We start from the raw sequence: 18,782 nt of genomic DNA, 5'->3' as shown, positions 1-18,782 counted from the left end.
GTAACTCCTTAGGAGGCGACAATGAGTCATCAACGTATTCCTGCAAACTGGACGGTTCAACGATCGACCCCATTTTTTACAAAAGCAAATGTACCTGCGGCCTTGCTGAGTCACCACAATACTGCAGAAGGGGTGTTTGGCCAGCTGTGCGTAATGGAAGGTATTGTTACGTATTATGGTTTTGCTGATAGTGAAGAAACTGAGCCTGAAATAACAGTTGTTATTAAGGCTGGTGAATTTGCGACAAGCCCCCCTCAATACTGGCACCGAATTGAGATAAGTGATGATGCACAGTTCAATATCAATTTCTGGTCTGATAAAGACAGAACGGATAAGCCAATGTTTAACATGAAAAAATAGTGAATATTTTAGGAGCTGGCAATGCTCAGCTCCAATTCTTTAGTGCTGTGTGATGATCGTGTTTTAAATTAAGAACCTCTAGATAAGATTCATTTGAATTGCAACTAATCTTGAATAAAAAAATATATATTCCATACTAATCAAGGTGCGTATGTGTGGGGTGCTCTTATGAACAAAATACTCATCAAATGGATGATGGTATTATCAATTACATTAATATTTGGATTGTYTTTCTTTCTTAACTTTAATGATCCGCTAGAAATAGTCGACTCAGGTAAAGTGGGTGACCATAGCCCTATTCACAAGCATGAAGAAGGCACTACGATAGCCTTAATCCAACCCATTACTTCCCCTGAACTTACTCCAGACATAAAACAGAAAGCTAAACTTGGGATGAGACTGTTTTTAGACAAAAACCTCTCGTCTAACCAGCTGATTAGTTGCGAGTCATGCCACCATATATTTGACAATGGCGCGGAAACAATAAAAGTGTCTATAGGTGTTAATGGTGCTGGTGAACGTAATTCTCCAACTGTATTTAATATTATTAATAATGCTCGATTTTTTTGGGATGGAAGGGCTTCTAGTTTAGAAAATCAGATGGACGGCCCTGTACATAATCCGTTAGAGATGGATACAAGTTGGAAGAAGATTGTTGATTATGTTGTTAGCGATGAATCTTATCGTACGCAATTTGACTTAGCGTTTAACGGTGAGATAAATGAAAGTACGGTGAAATCATCATTAGTCACTTTTATGAGTGCATTGAATACACCTGATTCACCTTTTGATAGGTATCTGAAAGGAGACGAAAGTTCACTTGAACCTGCCGCTTTAGCTGGCTGGAAGAAATTTAACTCGCTTGGTTGTATCGTTTGCCACCAAGGCGTAAATATAGGCGGGAATTTATTCCAACGTTTTGGGAATATAGAGGGTAGGCATATCTCTGATGATCAAGATCTTGGTCGATACCACATTACAGGAAAAGAACAAGACAAAGGCTTTTTCAGAGTTGCAAGCTTGAGGAATGTTGCAAAAACCCCTCCATACTTTCATGACGGACGAACTGATTCACTCGAAGATGCCATCAAGATAATGGGAAAATTTCAACTGGGTCGTGATTTAGATGCAAGTACTGTTATAGAGTTGAGTGCTTTTTTACACTCTTTGACGGCGCCACCACCGCCAGTTATAAAGGAGCTAGCTCAATGAAAAAGGTATTATTGAATATAAGTATGGTGGAATACATAAGCATTTCTTTAATCATTTCATCGGCTATTTGGTTAATTATAAGTGTTACTAACATCAGCATTAGTAATCGATATCAGCAATCCTATTTATTACACTCTCAGAATGTCGACCATAATCTCGAAGAAATTTATTCATTCAAATATAGTGATTATAAGACGTATGATGACTTTTCATATGAATTGGTAAATGTCGAGACATACTCTCAATTACTCTATGAGAATGTGGTTGATAACCATAATAGATATCCCAAATTTATCAACCCTATTGAAAATGAACTAATAAAGTTAGCTAATGATATAAGGCTAGAGTCTTTATTGTTTGCTCAACGGTTAGACACAATACTAAGTGCAAAGGTTTCTCTTGATTTTTCAACAACGGTAATAGATGACTTAAGTAGAGATGCTTTAACAAAGTTAGATGATAATAATAAAAAGTTAGCCGTTTATGATTATATCTCGAATAAAATTGATAGTAATGAATTAATTGCCATTATTGATGGTGAAGTGAAGGTTCAACCTATTATAAGTTATGTATCTCTGAGGTCACGGGTCGAAAAAATTATCGGAAATGAAGAGATCGCTCTTGTTGAAAGTGGTATTCATGAATCGATTAATAAAATGAACAATTTTTTAGTCGAATGTGCATCTAAAGCATTTATCAATATTATCTCTTCATCAGGCTTACTATTAATAGCATTGATTGCATATTTGTATTGGCGACAGTGGAATCATCAATATCATGAAAATGCGCTTAATCGAGAGCTGCTAGAAAAAGAGCGAGAACGTTCGCACCTTTCCTTGGTTGTTGAATACGCAAGTGACGCGATTCTTATAACAGATAAAGACGGATTCATTCAGTGGGCAAATCATGCCTTCGAGACGTTATCCGGATATACGGTGAAGGAAGTTGAAGGTAATCAGTTTGGTGGGCTATTACAAGGGGAAGAGACCTCTCAAGAGGAATTACGCCGTATCACCACAGAGTTGAAGTTAGGAGATGTCATAAAATCTGAATTAATTAATTATCACAAAGACGGTTCTCCATACTGGATCGAGATGGTTATTACCCCAATTAAAAACAATAATAATAAAATAGAACAATTTATCGTCGTAGAACGAGATACGAGTCAAAGAAAACAGTTAGAGCAGAACTTAGAGCAAGCAGTCATGACTGCTGATGCATCGAATAAAGCAAAATCGACGTTTCTTGCTACGATGAGTCATGAGTTGAGAACACCTTTAAACGGTATTCTTGGTATGGCTCAAATACTTGAAAGTTCACCAGTTGATAAACAGCAAGCAGAACATATTTCGATATTAATAGAATCTGGTAATCATTTACTTTCGCTTCTTAATGATATATTAGATATATCTAAAATTGAAGAGGGCATGTTAGAGCTTGAGACGGCTGACTTTACAATTGAAGATATCTGCGGGCCTATAACGAGTACGTATAAGGTACTGTGTAATGAGAAAGGTATTGAGTTTAAAGTAAATAATCAGCTCCCAATGGGTAAACCGTATCGTGGTGATAAGTCAAGAATTAGGCAGTTAATCTTTAACCTTTTAAGCAATGCGGTTAAATTCACCTCTGAAGGCTCAGTGAGTATTTGTTTTACAACCGATAAAAAAGTGAAAAATGGCTGCGAATCGTTATTGATCGTTGTTGAAGATACCGGAATAGGTATTTCTCCCGAGCGTACTGAAGCAATTTTTGATCCATTTGTTCAGGCTGAGTCATCAACAACACGAAAGTTTGGTGGTACAGGTTTGGGGTTGGCAATAGTTAAAAAACTGACCAACCTAATGCAGGGTGATATAACCATCGACAGTAAAAAAGGAGTAGGGACTAAATTTACAATCACAATATTCCTTAAACCAGGGGAAATAGTTGAAGGTAAAAACACTCAGGCTATATCGCTTGATAAGCATGCACTTCCTAACACTCTGAGTATTTTGATTGTTGAAGATAATAATATTAATGCGCTTGTCGCCAAAACGTTCTGTAAAAAACAGGGCCATAACGTAGATTTAGCTGTGAATGGGCAAGTCGCGATTGATAAAGTGAAAGAGCGTAATTATGATTTGATCCTTATGGATAACCATATGCCGATAATGGATGGTATTGAGGCAACAAGAATAATAAAAAAAGAGTTAAAAGATAAAGTTGTTATTTTTGGTTGTACTGCTGATGTGTTGAAAGAGTCACATGAGAAGTTTATAGGTGCTGGGGCTAGCTATGTACTGACAAAACCATTGCAAAAAGAAAGCTTTGTTGAAGCACTTGAACGTAACCGTGATCTATTAACCTCATCAGATTTTGTTATTGAGGAGGGGATTTAAGTAGCCATACTGCTGTTAACCTAAAAGTCATGCTGTGCTTTTAAGCCTATAATTAAGTATGGCTACTTTCATTTATATCAGCGCAGTATTATTTCTGCACTGTATATGTAAGCGTTGAAGCTTACTCTATACCGAATACTTATTTATTCTTTACCAAACGTGTTGTTTTCTTGCTCTTGAACACGAATGAAAGTAGTACGTTTTGTTAGCTCTTTAAGCTGCGCAGCACCTACGTAGGTACAGGTTGAGCGAATGCCACCCATGATATCTTGGATAGTATTTTCAACTGGACCACGGAAAGGCAATAGCACGGTTTTACCTTCAGCTGCACGGTACTTAGCCACGCCGCCAGAGTGCTTAGCCATTGCTGACTCAGAAGACATGCCGTAGAACTTCATGAAGGTTTTGCCATCTTGCTCGATAACTTCACCGTTACTTTCTTCGTGACCAGCCAGCATACCGCCAAGCATCACGAAATCAGCACCGCCACCGAATGCTTTAGCCACGTCACCCGCACATGAACAACCGCCGTCACCGATGATACGACCGCCAAGGCCGTGTGCAGCGTCTGCACATTCGATGATAGCTGAAAGTTGAGGGTARCCAACGCCAGTTTTAACGCGAGTTGTACACACAGAACCAGGGCCGATACCGACTTTAACGATATCAGCACCCGCTAGGATAAGCTCTTCAACCATRTCGCCAGTAACAACGTTACCTGCGCTAATCACTTTGTCAGGGAACTCAGCRCGTACTTTTTGTACGTATTGAACAAGGTGCTCAGAGTAGCCGTTAGCGATATCGATACAGATAAAGATAAGRTCGTCAGACAGTGCCATSACATCTTTAGTTTTCTGGAAGTCAGCCTCAGACGTACCAGTAGAAACCATTGCGTTGTTMAGMACGYKMGYTTCGTTGTTYTTAACGAAWTCAGCCCAGTCAGCMACCGTGTAGTGCTTATGAACAGCSGTCATTACRCCGTGCTTAGCAAGAGAGGCRGTCATTTCGAAGCTACCMACAGAATCCATGTTAGCCGCAATAATAGGTACGCCAGACCATTGACGGCCGCTGTGCTTGAATGTAAAATCGCGGGTTAATTCAACTTGAGAGCGACTTTTTAGGGTTGAACGTTTTGGACGAAACAGTACATCTTTAAAACCTAGCTTCAAGTCTTGTTCGATACGCATTGGTAATTCCTTAAATCTTATCGAATATTGCCTCATGGAAGGTAGCTGTTGGCAGACAGCACACCTAGATACCATGTTGCAGGCACAAAAAAACCGGAGCGTTGGCAGACGCTCCGGTTTTCAGCATTATAGGCCCAGAAACTTTATTAGCAAGACTGATAATAAAGTTTTTTTTGTGATATCTTTGAAAAGATTATATGTTGAGAAACACAAAAGTTGTTCAAAAAAACCTCGCTTTATCCCCATAAGTACAAAGAAAGAACTAACTACAATTGCTTGATTAGATCGCGTCCATAATATGGATGTTTTTGATGTGTTTTTCCTACAAATAATAAAAAGCCCCCATATTCGGAGGCTCTCGTTATTAGGTATATTGAAGTAAAAGGTTAACTTTCAGCTTCAGCTAACGCCAAGTCTTGCGATTCTTCGCTAGTTTTAAGCATTTTTGTGATCACACGTGATGCCAGTAATGCGACTACCACCATAACAACAGCCAGAATAGTTAGCATACGGAAGTAATCACCATAAACGGTCTGCACTATTTCTTGTGTAATCTCTTGCCCTTTTTCTAAAGCAATTGAGGTTGAGAACACAGCACCCACGATGCCACTTAATGCAATAGCGACCGAGAATAAACTGACAGAGAAGTTTTCAATGTGTTTTGGTGCAACAGAAAGAATAAAGGCAACCACCATACTACCTACAATGACTTCTGCTAACGCTTGGAAGAAGTGAATGGCTAGGAATACCTCAGGACGGATTACAACATCAGGCCCTATAGACATTACCGCTACCGTTAGAATACCGAATGCAATAGCGGTAAGTATAAAGGCAAAACCAACTTTGGTTGCTGTCGAGAAATTGATGTTACGCTTCTCTAGTGATGAGAAAGTCATAGCAATCAGTGGACCCCCGACAATACACCAAAGCGGGTTCATAGCCATTGATGCTTCTGGTGCAATAGGGATGAAACCGAATAGATCACCGCGCATGGTATTAATCGTTACCATGGTCATTGAAGTCATCATTTGGCCATAGTAAACAAAGAAGGCCGTTGTAAGCGCTGTCATGATCAGGATAGTACCCATTTTCATCGCGTCTGATTTTTTTGCCTTTACCATTAAAGTGATAAAGTAGCAGATAGCAGCAGCGCCAATGGCATAAACAATATTCTGTCCGATATCCATGTTAGAGAACATGAAGAATACTAAGCCGATCATTGACATAGAAATGCCAATAAATGCCAGCCAATTCTTTGCACTGACAGGCTGTTGATCTATCTCTGCTGCAACAGTCACTAATTGTTTACGTGAAACGACAAGAATAATAAATGCAATGAAAGCCATCACTGCGGAAAGTGAGAAGCTGCCGTTAAACCCGAGTACAAGCACAAACATTGGGAACAAATATTGGCCTAGGAAAGCGCCGATATTATTAACAGAATAGTTAACTGGGTAACCATTTTCGAAATCTTCTTCGGTCGCGAATGTACGTTTATACAGGCTAGGGTAGGATGGTGACATCAACCCTCGAGAGTAACTGGCTAAGGCTATACCAACAAGGCTCATGGGTACATTCAGCGTTGAAGCGCCTAAAATAAGTAATGCATAGCCAACAGCAAAACCACAGTAACTTATGGTTAAAGAACGATAAGCCCCTAAGAATTTATCAGCAATGAAGCCGCCCGCAATCGCGAAAAGAGGGCCTATCGATGAGAATGCCCCAACAACCATCATTGTATCTGCTTCGCTGTAACCTAAGTTCTCTAAGAAAAAGCGGGTTAAAATTACCATCACGCCGTAAAAAGATAAGCCAAACATCATTTGGCAAACCATCATCGACTTATTCAGTCTATTCCACATAACTACATCTCTTTGTTTATGGATTATATGAGAAAGGAAAATGTAACAAATTGTAAATTCGTTGCTGATACTATCATTAACATGCAAGAGGGATGCGATTAAATGCGTTTATAATTGATCAAAAGCACATTACTTTTTCTTATGCTCTGGTGTGGTTTTTCTAATGGTGGTTGATTTTTTATAGAGAGCGTAGAGATATCTTCATTAATTTAATTTTTTTTTCGTCTTTTTCTCGACCTCTTCGTCTTATACACATTGGAACAAACATCATTAGCGATGGCGTGAATGTTCACACCATCATTTTTACGTTGTAGCGTTAAGAAAAGTGAAGATGCAGCAAACAAAAATTAAACAAGAAGAGACGATGTCTTTACAGAGCAGCAGTATAATATCGTCATTGGCAGGTATTCTCCGTGGCATAGAGCGTGAGTCTATTCGTACTTCCTCACAGGGAAGCCTGTCTCAGCATGCCCACCCAACACAATTAGGATCAGCGCTTACTCACCCGCATATTACGACAGATTTTGCTGAAGCCCAGCTTGAGCTTGTGACACCTGCGGTAAGTAATAAAGCAGAAACATTTGGCTTTTTAACGACGTTACACCGTTTTGTTAATGATAATCTGCCGGAAGGGGAGCTAATGTGGGCTGGGAGTATGCCTCCGGCTTTACCTGACGACAAGGCGATAGCGATTGCAGATTATGGCAGTTCGAATGCTGGCCGTATGAAAATGCTCTACCGAGAAGGGCTTGCTAATCGCTACGGCAAGCGGATGCAAACAATCTCAGGTATCCACTATAACTTTTCATTGCCTGAAAGCTTCTGGCAAGCACTGCATGTGCATGAACAAAGTACGCTGTCTTTAGCCGATTTTATTTCGGAACGATACTTTCATCTTATTCGTAATGTGATGCGCCACGGTTGGGTTATTCCCTATTTGTTTGGTGCTTCACCTGCTGTTGATGCCAGCTATCTCGCTGGTAGGGCACATTCACTGGTAATGCTGGATGAGGAGACCTTATATCTACCTTGGGCAACATCATTACGCTTGAGTAATTTGGGGTATACCAACGATGAGCAATCTCGATATCCAATCAGTTATAACAATAAGTCTGAGTACTTAAACGGTTTGTGTCGTATTTTGGCGCTGCCGAGTGAGCGTTATGTGCAGTTTGGCGATGGCCAGCAACTCAATACATCGATACTACAGCTTGAAAATGAGCTTTATGGCTCTGTGCGCCCAAAAATAGTCAGTAATGAACTCAGGCCGCTCGATGCACTGTGTCGTGATGGCGTGAAATATATCGAGCTTAGAAGTGTCGATAATAATCCGTATTTACCCTTGGGGATCAGTGAATCACAAAGTGATTTTTTGGATGTGTTTCTTACCTACTGTGCCTTAACACCAAGCCCTGAATTATCAGAGCAAGAACAACACCTAATTCAACAGCGACAAGAGTTAGTGGCGACGTTAGGCAGAAAGCCAGGTGTGGCGTTACCGACGCTTGAGGGCGAGCAAAGTTTAAGTGACATGGGGCAAACACTACTGACTTCAATGAAGGCAGTGGCATCGATGTTTGATCGTGCTTTAGGTTCAGAAGCCTACAAGCAGAGCATTGAGTCAGAAAAGGCCAAATTTATCGATAGCGAACTTACACCTTCAGCACGGCTCTTGGCTGATATGCGAACTCAGAAATTGAGTTATCGCGAACATATCTTGAATTTGTCACGTGAACATATGACTTACCACAAAGCCGAGGCGATAGACGTTGACTACAATGCTCAACTTATTGAGATTACGAATGATTCGTTATTATCACAAAGGGCATTAGAAGCACAGGCTGAAATTAGTTTTGACGAATTCATCAATGAAAAAAATACCGTGCATTGCGGCTGTAACTAGGTACAAAAATTAATGGATATTCTTTGGAGATTGCGGGGCTACATTAAGATGTTTGCCCACCGTTATATTATTGCGTTTATTGGGCTTCAAGTTGTTGCCATTTTAAACCTCGCACCACCTTGGTTGATTGGTCGAATTGTTGATGCCATCAGTTCAGATACCTTGACGCGTGAGTTTTTAGCCCTGCACCTGTTGGGTATTCTAGTGGCGGCGATAGGTATGTATGGCTTACGGTATGTGTGGCACAGCCAGTTATATGGTGCTTCTGTTGCGATTACTCGTGTGATCCGTCGTGAATTGTTTTGGCAATTTAGTGCACTATCGCCGTCATTCTATGCTCGACACAGTAGTGGTGATTTGATGGCCCATGCCACTAATGACCTCAATGCTGTTGAACAAGCCGCTGGTGGTGGTGTGATGACCATGGTGGATTCTCTTATTGCTGGTCTTACCGTGATTTTCGGTATGATCTTCGTCGTCAGTGGCCAGCTGACGGCTGTGGCATTGTTACCATTCCCATTGCTAGTGTATATCACCCATAAATATGGAACAGCGATGCAAAAAAGGTTTGGTCGTGCCCAAGCCGCTTTCTCTAATTTGAATGAAGAAGCAAGAGAAACGGTGTCAGGTATTCGTGCCGTACGATCGCACGGTATTAACCAGCGTCAGCAGCAACGTTTTGGCCAGACCCTTGATGATACTTTTGAGGCTAACCTATCGGTGGCCAAAATTGACTCGTTGTTTGGTCCGACTATCCAGCTAATTTACGGTTCATCGTTTGTTATTGCTATTGCTTATGGTGCTTGGTTGATCAGTAAAGGTGAGATCACTGTTGGCCTGTTTACTAGCTTTACTCTGTATTTAGCACAGTTACTTGGGCCATTTTTGCAGTTTGGTTGGCAGTTCAACATTTTCCAACGTGGGAGTACCTCTTGGCGTCGTTTGGAAAAGCTGTTTGCTGAGAAACCTCAAGTGACTGAAGGGGACACTGAACTATCAAGTGATATACGAGCGGATGTTGAATTTAATATATCTCAGTTTGCTTATCCAAAAACGGGTCACAATGCACTGGAAAATGTCGAACTCCAACTTCCTGTTGGTGGCTTAGTTGGTGTTACAGGGCCAACTGGTGGAGGAAAAAGTACGCTGATCAGTTTATTGCTAAGGCAGTACGGGTTTGTTGATACACAGTCGAATATAACGCTGGCTGGTGTGCCAATCGATCAACTTACCTTTCAGTCATTACGTAGCAGAATGGCATGGGTGCCGCAGAAGCCTTTCTTGTTCTCTGGCACCATCGCTGAAAATATTGCGATGGCGAAACCTAACGCTTCTGAGCAAGAGATAAAGCATGTCGCGGAAATGGCCGGAATAAAAGATGAAATTGAAGCCATGGTTGATGGCTTTAATACCCAGCTTACCGAGAATGGCTCAAATTTGTCAGGTGGCCAGAGGCAGCGTTTAACCTTAGCAAGGGCGTTACTAACCGATGCCGATATTCTTTTACTGGATGACCCATTCAGTGCTCTGGATATGAGAACAGAAGCGAAAGTGCGGCATAACTTAAAAACGCATTATGGTAATAAAACCATGTTGCTAATTACCCAACGCTTACCAAATTTAGTCGATGCTGATCATATTGTGGTGTTAGATCAGGGACAAATTACCGAGAGGGGAACTCACCGATCACTTATGGACAACCAAGCTTGGTACGCGAAAGTGTATAACCGCCAGAGTCAACTCGGGGCAGCTAGACCTGTATCGGAAGTAATGCCTGCAGCAGTATCAACGGAGGCATTAGGAGAAAGTTATGCGTAATCTTCACAAAAACAACCCGAGCAGTCACTCGCCATTTCGTCGCTTGGTGACTTACTCATTACCTCATAAAGCCCGCTTTATCGCAGCGTTTGCTATGTTGAGTATTGCTATTGCGGCTGAGATGGCAATTCCTTGGTTGGTTAAAACTATCTTGGATGACGTGATTGTTCCTCAGCAGTTTGACTGGGCTCATTTAGGGATACTGAGTGGGTTAGTGTTTGGCTTCTACGTTATTCAAGCGGTTTTCCAGTACTTTCAGGCGCTGTCGTTTCGGCACGGTGCTTTGTTGGTGGTTAACGATGTAAGGAAGGAGCTGTTTGAGCACGTACTTAATTTTCCTATCCGTACCTTTGATAAGTTGCCATCGGGTAAGTTAGTGTCATATATCACCAACGATACAGAATCGTTACGCGATATGTTTGTTTCGACTATGCCAACGATCATTCAGGGTAGCATGAGGATCATGGGTATATTCATTGCGATAGCCTTGCTAGATTGGCGTTTGATGTTGCTGAGTTTGGCACTGATCCCTGTTTTACTACTTACCATGCACTTATATCGTAAGGTTTCGATGCCGATTTTTGATGGCATTCGAGTACAGGTAAGTAACATCAACAATAATATCAGCGAGTCGTTGCAAGGGATGTCGTTGATCCAAGCGTTTCAGCAGGAAAAGGCTTTCCAAGATAAGTTTGAAGAAAGCAATAATAGCTGGTTTAAATTCCGTACCCGCTCTATTGCTATAGATAGCTTGATGCTCGCACCATTCACACGTTTAGTTGGTTCGATGACTGCTATCGGTATTGTCGCTTGGTTTGGGGGTGCATCATTAAATACGGTGGTGGAAATTGGTACTTTGTATGCCTTTTTGAATTATATCGAGCGTTTCTTTGACCCGTTCCGTCAGTTGTCGATGGAGCTGCGTAAACTTCAGGTGGCCACGGTGTCGTCAAAGCGAATTTTCGAATTGCTTGACGATAAAGAGGGACAGGGTGAGCAGCCTTCGACCTTCGCTGAATTAACTACTCAAAAAGACATTGAGTTCCAAAATGTCAGTCTAACTTATGAAGAAGGTCATACTGCTTTGTCTAACGTGAGCTTTACCGCTGAAGGCGGCAAGTTTACCGCGATTGTTGGACATAGCGGCAGTGGTAAAAGCTCAGTCATTAATCTATTAATGCGATTTTATCAGCACCAACAAGGCGACATCTTAGTGGGTGGAGAAAAAATTCAAGCATTGCCAGAAGCACAACTGCGTCGATTGTTTGGTTTAGTCTCTCAGGATCCGTATATTTTCAGCGGTTCTATTTTAGAAAACATCGACTTGTCACACCAAGAGCCGGATAAATCCAAAGCGCGAGATGCAGCTACGCAGGTAAAAGCATCAGCATTTATCGAGCGCTTATCTGGTGGGTATGCACACCAGCCAGGATACGGAGGCTCGTCACTATCGACTGGTGAACGGCAGCTATTGGCGCTAGCGCGAGCGCTTGCACATGATCCTCAAATTTTCCTACTCGATGAGGCGACAGCCAATATCGACAGCGAGACAGAAGAGGCAGTAAAAACGGCCTTAGCCAATATTCAACGCGGGCGAACAGTGATCGCGGTTGCACACCGCCTTTCAACGATACAAAACGCCGATCAAATTCTTGTGATGAGCAAGGGGAAAGTGGTTCAGACTGGCACCCATGATGAACTAGTTGCTCAACCCGGTGATTACCAAGAATTGTACCTTGCACAGAAAACAGAAGAAGAAAAAGAACATGAAAATTTCAACCTTGGCTTGGCAGCCGCAACAGCTGCTTGATGCTTCATCAACTAAAGGCACAATTATGAATTCAGATAAAAAATCCCAAGCATCAGGGTTGCTAGCAAAACAGGTTATTGATGAAGCTTGTGAATGGTCAATCATGCATGGTGTGGCGATAAAAAACAGTGATGGTACGGCAAGGCATTGCCCATTCAGTGTTGCACCAATGTCGATGAAGCGTGAGGTATACCAACACCTTTTGAAAGTGACGCCATTGATCACCAAATTGATCAGCAATGTGTCTGAAGATCATGCTTTCTTGCAATCATCACTGCAGGAAATGGCGCAGGCCGATCCGTTTTTTGGTCGCTTGATGTCGTTACATCAGCAGGTACATGGTACAGACAGTATTCAACCTGCGGCACGTCAACCGTTGCTACTCATGCGCACCGATTATATGGATGACCGTCAGCAAGGCGCTAAAGTCATCGAGTTTAACGGAATTGCTGCGGGTATGGGGCCGTTTGGTCAGCGGGCTACGCAGCTGCACCAGTTCATGCAAAATCAATGGCCTGAAACTTACGGTCAGTGGGTAGAAGATGCAACAGCGAAACCTGCCGAGAATGTTGGCCTTGAGCAATTGGCTTATGGTATCGCAGTCGCTGCACGTAAGATCCAAGGTGAGTTTAATGATAACGCTCAGCCAACGTTTTTGATGGTGGTTCAAAAGAACGAAGATAATGTCTATGACCAGCACCTGCTTGAGGTTGAGCTTCAGCGTATCGGGCTGAGAACGGTTAGACGTACTTTCGATCAACTGGCAACTCAGTTGTATAGCGGAGAAGACAATCGCCTAATGCTTAAAGGTATTGGCGCTGTTGATGTGGTTTACCTACGTGCAGGTTATCAATATGAAGATTATTTTGCGCCTGAGTTACAAGAAGAAACCTGTTGCCACACCTTGAGTCAAACACGAGTGTTCATTGAGCAGCATAATGTGGCAGTGAACGCCACGATTAGTCAGCAGTTGGCAACCAGTAAGACGATGCAAATGTTGCTTACTATGATGCCTGTACCAGAGTTCGAACGCTGGGGATTGAATGTTGAAGAGGCTGAACTCGTTAAAAGCGTGCTTGCTGATATGCGCCCTATTAACAAGGAAACGATTAATTGGTTTGAGGCTGAAGCCTACAAGCACGAGTGGGTACTGAAAAATCAAGGCGAAGGCGGCGGCCACTGCGTCTTTGGTGAAGACATTAGCGACAGATTAGCTAAGCTGAAGCCAGAAGATTATGATGCGTGGGCGTTAATGCAACGTTTATATCCGCATGAACGCGAACGCCCAACCATTGCTGTTCGTGATGGCGAACTCTCTCAAGTTGATGATTTGGTAAGCGAAATTGGCCTGTTCACCGCTTATTTCAATGGTGAACCCGTCACTGAGTTAAATGGCTACGCAGGATACTTAGTACGCAGTAAACCCGCGAAAGAAAATGAGGGCGGCATTCATAGTGGTAAAGGGATTTTAGATTCAATTACGTTGATTGACTAAACTGTGATTAGTACAAGCAGTTACTATTAAACTGAGTGACTGATATTGGTTTACATCTATGTCTAGGTTAGCTTGAGTTTGTTACTTGAGCTGACTTGGATATATTTATTTTTATTGGTTTAAATAGCTTCCGTTTGTACGTGAAGTGACTAGAGAAAAAACATGAATGTTGAAGTTGTATGGAATGAATACAGTTCGAGTTTGAAAGCGTTTTTGTATTCAAAAGTGTCCGATCATGATGACGTAGACGATCTGCTGCAAGATATCCTGATAAAAACGCATCATAACCTGAACAACTTAAAAGAGCGTAGCAAGGTAAAGTCATGGTTGTTTCAGATTGCCAACAACTCGATCATCGATTTTTATCGTAAGAAAGCGAGAGCAAAAAATCTGACCGAAGATGACCTTTGGTATAAAGAAGATGATGTGACTATTCATCAGGAGCTTTCAGAATGTGTGGTGCCAATGCTTCAGGCTTTACCAAAAGCAGATGCTGATATGCTAATTGCCATCGAAATCAACGGTCAGTCCCAAAAAGAATATGCAGAAGAGAAAGGCATAAAATATTCGACGTTAAAATCGAGAGTGCAAAAAAGCCGAGAAAAAATGCATGGTCTGTTTCAAGAGTGCTGTGATTTATCACTCGATTCTCACGGTAATGTGATGGGCTATGAAGAAAAAGAGAACAGCTGCGGTAAGTGTTGATTGATAAACAATTTGAGCGATGCCTATGCCTATGCCTATGCCTATGCCTATGCCTATGCCTATGGTGTCGCTTTATCTCAAAAGAGTACAAGTTACGTCACGACTCTATTCTACTTTGCTATGTGGGTACAAGTTTCCCCTTTCTTGCATAAATCTCCATACATCTCATCCAACATGTATCACCATACTAGTTTAACTTCACAGAATTAACGTGTTGTTGCATCTTGATTTTGCATAATTCGATTGGCTTGCGGTATTATTATCTGGATAATTCATCAATATTAGATTTATTATTTGGTAAGTTGCCATATGTGCAGGTGTTCATATTGCTATTTGCTTTAACTACACAATAATCGCACCATTAGAAAGAGATATTGTTTTGCTAGAATTACTTACAGAAGTATTAGGGTGGACCTCGGTCGCGTTCTACATCTCCATCACTGTGTTTAACAGCATGAAATTTACCCGTTTTGCAGCCTTTGGTTCTGCAGCGAATGATATTATCTGGTCGATTCTAATGGGCTGGTGGCCGAAACTGATCTTAAACCTGTCAGTGGCTGCGATTAACACTTATCGCTACGTAAATGACTTTACGACAGCAGCCAAAGCTGTAGTGAATACACTTGCCGCAATTATGGCAGCTGCAATCCTATACATTGTATATGTGGCTGTGACGGGTTTCATTGCTGATCCAACACTTCCTGTTGCATTACAATTTATGGATCTTGGCTTAATTGTTGCCGCACTTTATATGACAACGCTGAAAAAATACCGCACATTGATGCTGATCTCTGGCTTCGTTGGTTTGGGCGCATACTTTGGTAATACCCAGATGATGATCATTAAGTGTATGGTTATCGGTATCATGTCATACAAGCTTATTGCACCAAGCCAGCAAGAAAAAGTAGAGCCAGTCGCTCAAAACTAAACCTGCTGATTGGAAAAAGAATTAACAGACAAATTAAAGCCGCACTGTTTAACTTTAACAGTGCGGCTTTTTGTTTAAGGACTTAAACATTTAGCTAGGTTTGGTCTGCGGTCGCTGGGTTCGGGTTAGATGTATTCATTTGTTTGAGTAACCGAGTTAGCAGTATGAGACTAATGAAAGCGGTTAGTGTTTCCGCAAATAACGGACTCAGCCATACGCCTGTTTCTGGCAGGAATTTAGGCAATACGAATAATCCAACGATAACGAATAGAAAGCCTCGAAAAATCGAAATAATATTAGCATTAGCGGGGCTACCGACTGATTGGAACATAGTCGCTGTTACCAGGTTTAGCGCCATAAATGGAAATGCCAAGAAATAGAAGGCTAAAGCGCTGGCTGACAGCATAACCAGTTCAGGGTTGTCGACGGTAAATACACTGGCTATCTGAGTAGAGAATAGCTGAGATGCAATTACTGCGATAACTCCTGTAATAACGGCAAACTTTAGGCCAATAAATAACGTTTCTCGTACTCGATCAGTTGCTTCAGCGCCGTGGTTAAAGCTAATAATAGGCTGGCAAGCTTGTCCAACACCAACCAAAATGAACATCACGAAAATCCCTACATTCATAACAATACTGAATGCATTCAGGTATAGCTCTCCACCAAGATCAAGCAGCACAATGTTGTAAATGAGCGTTGTCGCAGCCATTGAAGATTCGATAAAAAAGATAGGTAACCCAATAGATAATATCTTCGGTGCTTTGTTCAGCCCGATCCCTTTAAGGGATAAGCGTAACCTGCTGCGAGGAGTGATAAAGTGGGTTAGTAAAAATAGCAGCATCAGAGACTGTGCAATACCTGTCGCATAGGCAGCCCCTTTAATCCCCCAACCAAAGTGGAAAATGAAAAAGTAGTCTAGGACAAGGTTAAGCAAAGCACTGCCTGCCATGGCATACATAGCAAGCTTAGGGTTGCCATCGTTACGAATAAAGCATGAGAGAACCCAACCAAGCGCATAAATAATGAAAAATTGCAGCATGATGCCCAGAAAGTCACTTGTCAGTTCCGCAATATTTCCTTGGGCGCCCATTAAGGCAAGGATATCGTCAAGCCAATAAAGGCCTGCGAATGACAAGCTACCCGCAAAAAGCAAAGTGAGTAGAAGAGATTGGACAAACAGTGTTTGTCCTTCTTGAAAGCGGCCTTTACCAAATTGGATCGCCATCATGGCTGAGCCACCAATACCTAACATCATGGCTATTGCAGTAAAGAATGAGAAAAAAGGGATAGTTAGTGCAACTGCGCCTAAGCCGTCAGGGCCTGTACCTCGACCAATCATGATGGTATCACCCATAATAAAGAGCGATTTGATCACAAGCCCGGTAATTGCAGGTAATAGGTAATGTTTAAAGCACCGTTTTATCGGCGTGTAGTGCAGATCGATATTACTTGTTGCCATGTTTAACTCCACCGTAGCGCTAGTAAAGCGACGGCATAATTATTCGTTAGGTGGGTATTATCTGGTAACAACAAGTATGAAGAAATGGATTAAATGGTGGATCTATAGGACTATTTGAACACTCTTGAACGAAAATCAAGCGGTGATTCATTGGCGACTTTCCTAAAAAATCGGCAGAAGTAAGCAACATCATCATAGCCAAGGTCATGTGCGATTTGTTTTACGGTGTTAGTGGTGAAAGCGAGTTCTCGCCTTGCTTCTAAAATAATACGTTCATGGAGTAGCTTTGAGATAGTTTTACCAGAATGCTGGCGTGCAATTTCATTAGCGCGCTTATTTGAAATAGCGAGTTGCTGGGCGTAGAAGTCCGTTTTCTTTTCAGTACGATAGTGGTTATCGATTAAAATATATAAGCGGTACATACGCTGCTGTATTAAAGATTTATCCTGCAAATCATCCGATGTGAAGCGAAGAGAGTATTGCAGCATACCATTGAGCATTGCACCGACTAGATCCCAGTTGATGGTTGGCTCTAGGCGGTCCAACTCCTGAGTCATGATTCTTAGCATATTTTTGAAATCGTCTGATGCATATTGATCGAGCTTAATATATGGAGTCGATGTTTTATTATAAAAAGTTTGATCGATAGACAGCTGTCCACGATAACTTTGCTCGATGAAATCTGGTTGGAAAATGATGACGCAAACTCGACCATTCGTTTTGGTATGGCTGTGAACTTGACCAAGTGAGATAAAATAGATATCGCCTTCATTCAATGGGTATTGCACGAAGTCGATGCTATGGCTTCCAGTCCCTTCTAGCGCCCACACAATTTCATAATACTCATGACGGTGGGGGAGGCTATAAGAAGAAGTATCGTTACTCTCAATGAAGTCGACACCAAGAGGGCTTCCTTTGGGTAATTGTTTTAAGGGAATATGGTCTGACATTGAGAGCCTGTGATCTGTGTTTTTAACGTCATTATACGTGTTAGGTTTAAGTGATTGTATTTTTTATGAACATAAACGAAAAAGGCCACCCGAAGGTAGCCTTTAATAATTCTTAGTGAGTAAGCTTAGCGCTTACTCTTTATCGAATACTTATTTATTCTTTACCGAATACGTTGTTTTCTTGTTCTTGTACGCGGATGAACGTAGTACGCTTGGTCAGCTCTTTAAGTTGAGCTGCACCTACGTAGGTACAAGTTGAGCGAATGCCACCCATGATATCTTGGATAGTATTTTCAACTGGGCCACGGAAAGGCAATAGCACGGTTTTACCTTCAGCTGCACGGTATTTAGCCACGCCGCCAGAGTGTTTAGCCATTGCTGACTCAGAAGACATGCCGTAGAACTTCATGAAGGTTTTGCCATCTTGTTCGATAACTTCACCGTTACTTTCTTCGTGACCGGCTAGCATACCACCAAGCATCACGAAATCAGCACCGCCACCGAATGCTTTAGCCACATCACCAGGACATGAACAGCCACCGTCACCGATGATACGACCGCCAAGGCCGTGTGCTGCGTCTGCACATTCGATGATAGCTGAAAGTTGAGGGTAACCAACGCCAGTTTTAACGCGAGTTGTACACACAGAACCAGGGCCGATACCGACTTTAACGATATCAGCACCCGCTAGGATAAGCTCTTCAACCAT

The 18,782-nt window shown here is 41.9% G+C and carries 14 protein-coding genes; 9 read left to right on the top strand and 5 right to left on the bottom strand.

Translation table 11 applies throughout. The annotated features are described in order from the left end of the window. Nucleotides 1-21 precede the first annotated feature (21 nt). The 3 genes from L4D78_RS25575 to L4D78_RS25565 all read left to right on the top strand — a co-directional run bounded on the left by L4D78_RS25575 (nucleotide 22) and on the right by L4D78_RS25565 (nucleotide 3,953). A complete protein-coding gene (locus L4D78_RS25575; protein ID WP_428469542.1) occupies nucleotides 22-360 on the top strand; it encodes a TehB family protein in 339 nt (112 codons plus the stop codon). 168 nt (nucleotides 361-528) lie between these two features. After that, on the top strand, nucleotides 529-1,572 hold the full coding sequence (locus L4D78_RS25570; protein ID WP_428469541.1) for a cytochrome-c peroxidase: 1,044 nt from the start codon (nucleotides 529-531) through the stop codon (nucleotides 1,570-1,572). Then, complete coding sequence (locus L4D78_RS25565; protein WP_428469540.1) at nucleotides 1,569-3,953, top strand: PAS domain-containing hybrid sensor histidine kinase/response regulator; 2,385 nt, start codon at nucleotides 1,569-1,571, stop codon at nucleotides 3,951-3,953. Before L4D78_RS25570 ends, L4D78_RS25565 begins: the two co-directional genes overlap by 4 nt. Nucleotides 3,954-4,096: 143 nt before the next feature. On the opposite strand, the gene L4D78_RS25560 is transcribed toward L4D78_RS25565, so the two are convergent. Continuing rightward, nucleotides 4,097-5,140 carry a GMP reductase gene (locus L4D78_RS25560; RefSeq protein WP_428469539.1) on the bottom strand — a complete coding sequence of 348 codons (1,044 nt, stop codon included), beginning with the start codon at nucleotides 5,138-5,140 and terminating at the stop codon, nucleotides 4,097-4,099. Nucleotides 5,141-5,526: 386 nt separating this feature from the next. Continuing rightward, nucleotides 5,527-7,002 (bottom strand): peptide MFS transporter, encoded by a 1,476-nt coding sequence (locus tag L4D78_RS25555; RefSeq protein ID WP_428469538.1) that lies wholly within the window; start codon nucleotides 7,000-7,002, stop codon nucleotides 5,527-5,529. Between the two features lie 331 nt (nucleotides 7,003-7,333). On the opposite strand from L4D78_RS25555, the gene gshA reads away from it, so the two are divergent. From gshA to L4D78_RS25525, 6 genes are all read left to right on the top strand, one after another. Further along, the gene (gene gshA / locus L4D78_RS25550; protein ID WP_428469537.1) at nucleotides 7,334-8,905 is read left to right on the top strand and encodes a glutamate--cysteine ligase; all 1,572 of its coding nucleotides are present in this window, start codon (nucleotides 7,334-7,336) and stop codon (nucleotides 8,903-8,905) included. A 12-nt stretch (nucleotides 8,906-8,917) separates the two neighbouring features. Next, entirely contained in the window at nucleotides 8,918-10,723 is a 1,806-nt protein-coding gene (locus L4D78_RS25545; protein WP_428469536.1) for an ABC transporter ATP-binding protein, read from the top strand. Continuing rightward, nucleotides 10,716-12,533 (top strand): ABC transporter ATP-binding protein, encoded by a 1,818-nt coding sequence (locus L4D78_RS25540; protein ID WP_428469535.1) that lies wholly within the window; start codon nucleotides 10,716-10,718, stop codon nucleotides 12,531-12,533. The genes L4D78_RS25545 and L4D78_RS25540 overlap by 8 nt, the downstream gene beginning before the upstream one ends. A gap of 25 nt (nucleotides 12,534-12,558) precedes the next feature. Continuing rightward, nucleotides 12,559-14,028 carry a glutathione synthase gene (locus L4D78_RS25535; protein ID WP_428469559.1) on the top strand — a complete coding sequence of 490 codons (1,470 nt, stop codon included), beginning with the start codon at nucleotides 12,559-12,561 and terminating at the stop codon, nucleotides 14,026-14,028. Nucleotides 14,029-14,190: 162 nt separating this feature from the next. Next, nucleotides 14,191-14,733 carry an RNA polymerase sigma factor SigZ gene (gene sigZ / locus L4D78_RS25530; RefSeq protein ID WP_428469534.1) on the top strand — a complete coding sequence of 181 codons (543 nt, stop codon included), beginning with the start codon at nucleotides 14,191-14,193 and terminating at the stop codon, nucleotides 14,731-14,733. Nucleotides 14,734-15,112: 379 nt separating this feature from the next. Continuing rightward, entirely contained in the window at nucleotides 15,113-15,661 is a 549-nt protein-coding gene (locus L4D78_RS25525) for a hypothetical protein (protein WP_428460676.1), read from the top strand. Between the two features lie 94 nt (nucleotides 15,662-15,755). Here the strand turns inward: L4D78_RS25525 and L4D78_RS25520 are convergent, their stop codons facing one another. The 3 genes from L4D78_RS25520 to L4D78_RS25510 form a co-directional block, all read right to left on the bottom strand. Beyond that, complete coding sequence (locus tag L4D78_RS25520; RefSeq protein WP_428469533.1) at nucleotides 15,756-17,123, bottom strand: MATE family efflux transporter; 1,368 nt, start codon at nucleotides 17,121-17,123, stop codon at nucleotides 15,756-15,758. A 110-nt stretch (nucleotides 17,124-17,233) separates the two neighbouring features. Further along, nucleotides 17,234-18,073 carry a helix-turn-helix domain-containing protein gene (locus L4D78_RS25515; RefSeq protein WP_428469532.1) on the bottom strand — a complete coding sequence of 280 codons (840 nt, stop codon included), beginning with the start codon at nucleotides 18,071-18,073 and terminating at the stop codon, nucleotides 17,234-17,236. A gap of 154 nt (nucleotides 18,074-18,227) precedes the next feature. Continuing rightward, nucleotides 18,228-18,782, bottom strand: a 555-nt coding sequence (locus L4D78_RS25510; RefSeq protein ID WP_428469531.1) for an IMP dehydrogenase, incomplete at its 5' end; no start/stop codon positions are given.

The sequence above is a fragment of the Photobacterium minamisatsumaniensis genome (genome assembly GCF_050336695.1).
GTDB classification, from domain to species: Bacteria; Pseudomonadota; Gammaproteobacteria; order Enterobacterales; family Vibrionaceae; genus Photobacterium; species Photobacterium minamisatsumaniensis.
The sequence above is the reverse complement of the archived record's forward strand: the minus strand, read 5'-3'. Positions and strand labels throughout refer to the sequence as shown.

Coding starts and splice junctions, on each gene's coding strand:
- L4D78_RS25540 (WP_428469535.1), top strand. CDS start 10,716: ATGCGTAATCTTCACAAAAACAACCCGAGCAGTCACTCGCCATTTCGT.
- L4D78_RS25545 (WP_428469536.1), top strand. CDS start 8,918: ATGGATATTCTTTGGAGATTGCGGGGCTACATTAAGATGTTTGCCCAC.
- L4D78_RS25515 (WP_428469532.1), bottom strand. CDS start 18,073: ATGTCAGACCATATTCCCTTAAAACAATTACCCAAAGGAAGCCCTCTT.
- L4D78_RS25520 (WP_428469533.1), bottom strand. CDS start 17,123: ATGGCAACAAGTAATATCGATCTGCACTACACGCCGATAAAACGGTGC.
- L4D78_RS25555 (WP_428469538.1), bottom strand. CDS start 7,002: ATGTGGAATAGACTGAATAAGTCGATGATGGTTTGCCAAATGATGTTT.
- L4D78_RS25575 (WP_428469542.1), top strand. CDS start 22: ATGAGTCATCAACGTATTCCTGCAAACTGGACGGTTCAACGATCGACC.
- L4D78_RS25565 (WP_428469540.1), top strand. CDS start 1,569: ATGAAAAAGGTATTATTGAATATAAGTATGGTGGAATACATAAGCATT.
- sigZ (WP_428469534.1), top strand. CDS start 14,191: ATGAATGTTGAAGTTGTATGGAATGAATACAGTTCGAGTTTGAAAGCG.
- gshA (WP_428469537.1), top strand. CDS start 7,334: ATGCAGCAAACAAAAATTAAACAAGAAGAGACGATGTCTTTACAGAGC.
- L4D78_RS25535 (WP_428469559.1), top strand. CDS start 12,559: ATGAATTCAGATAAAAAATCCCAAGCATCAGGGTTGCTAGCAAAACAG.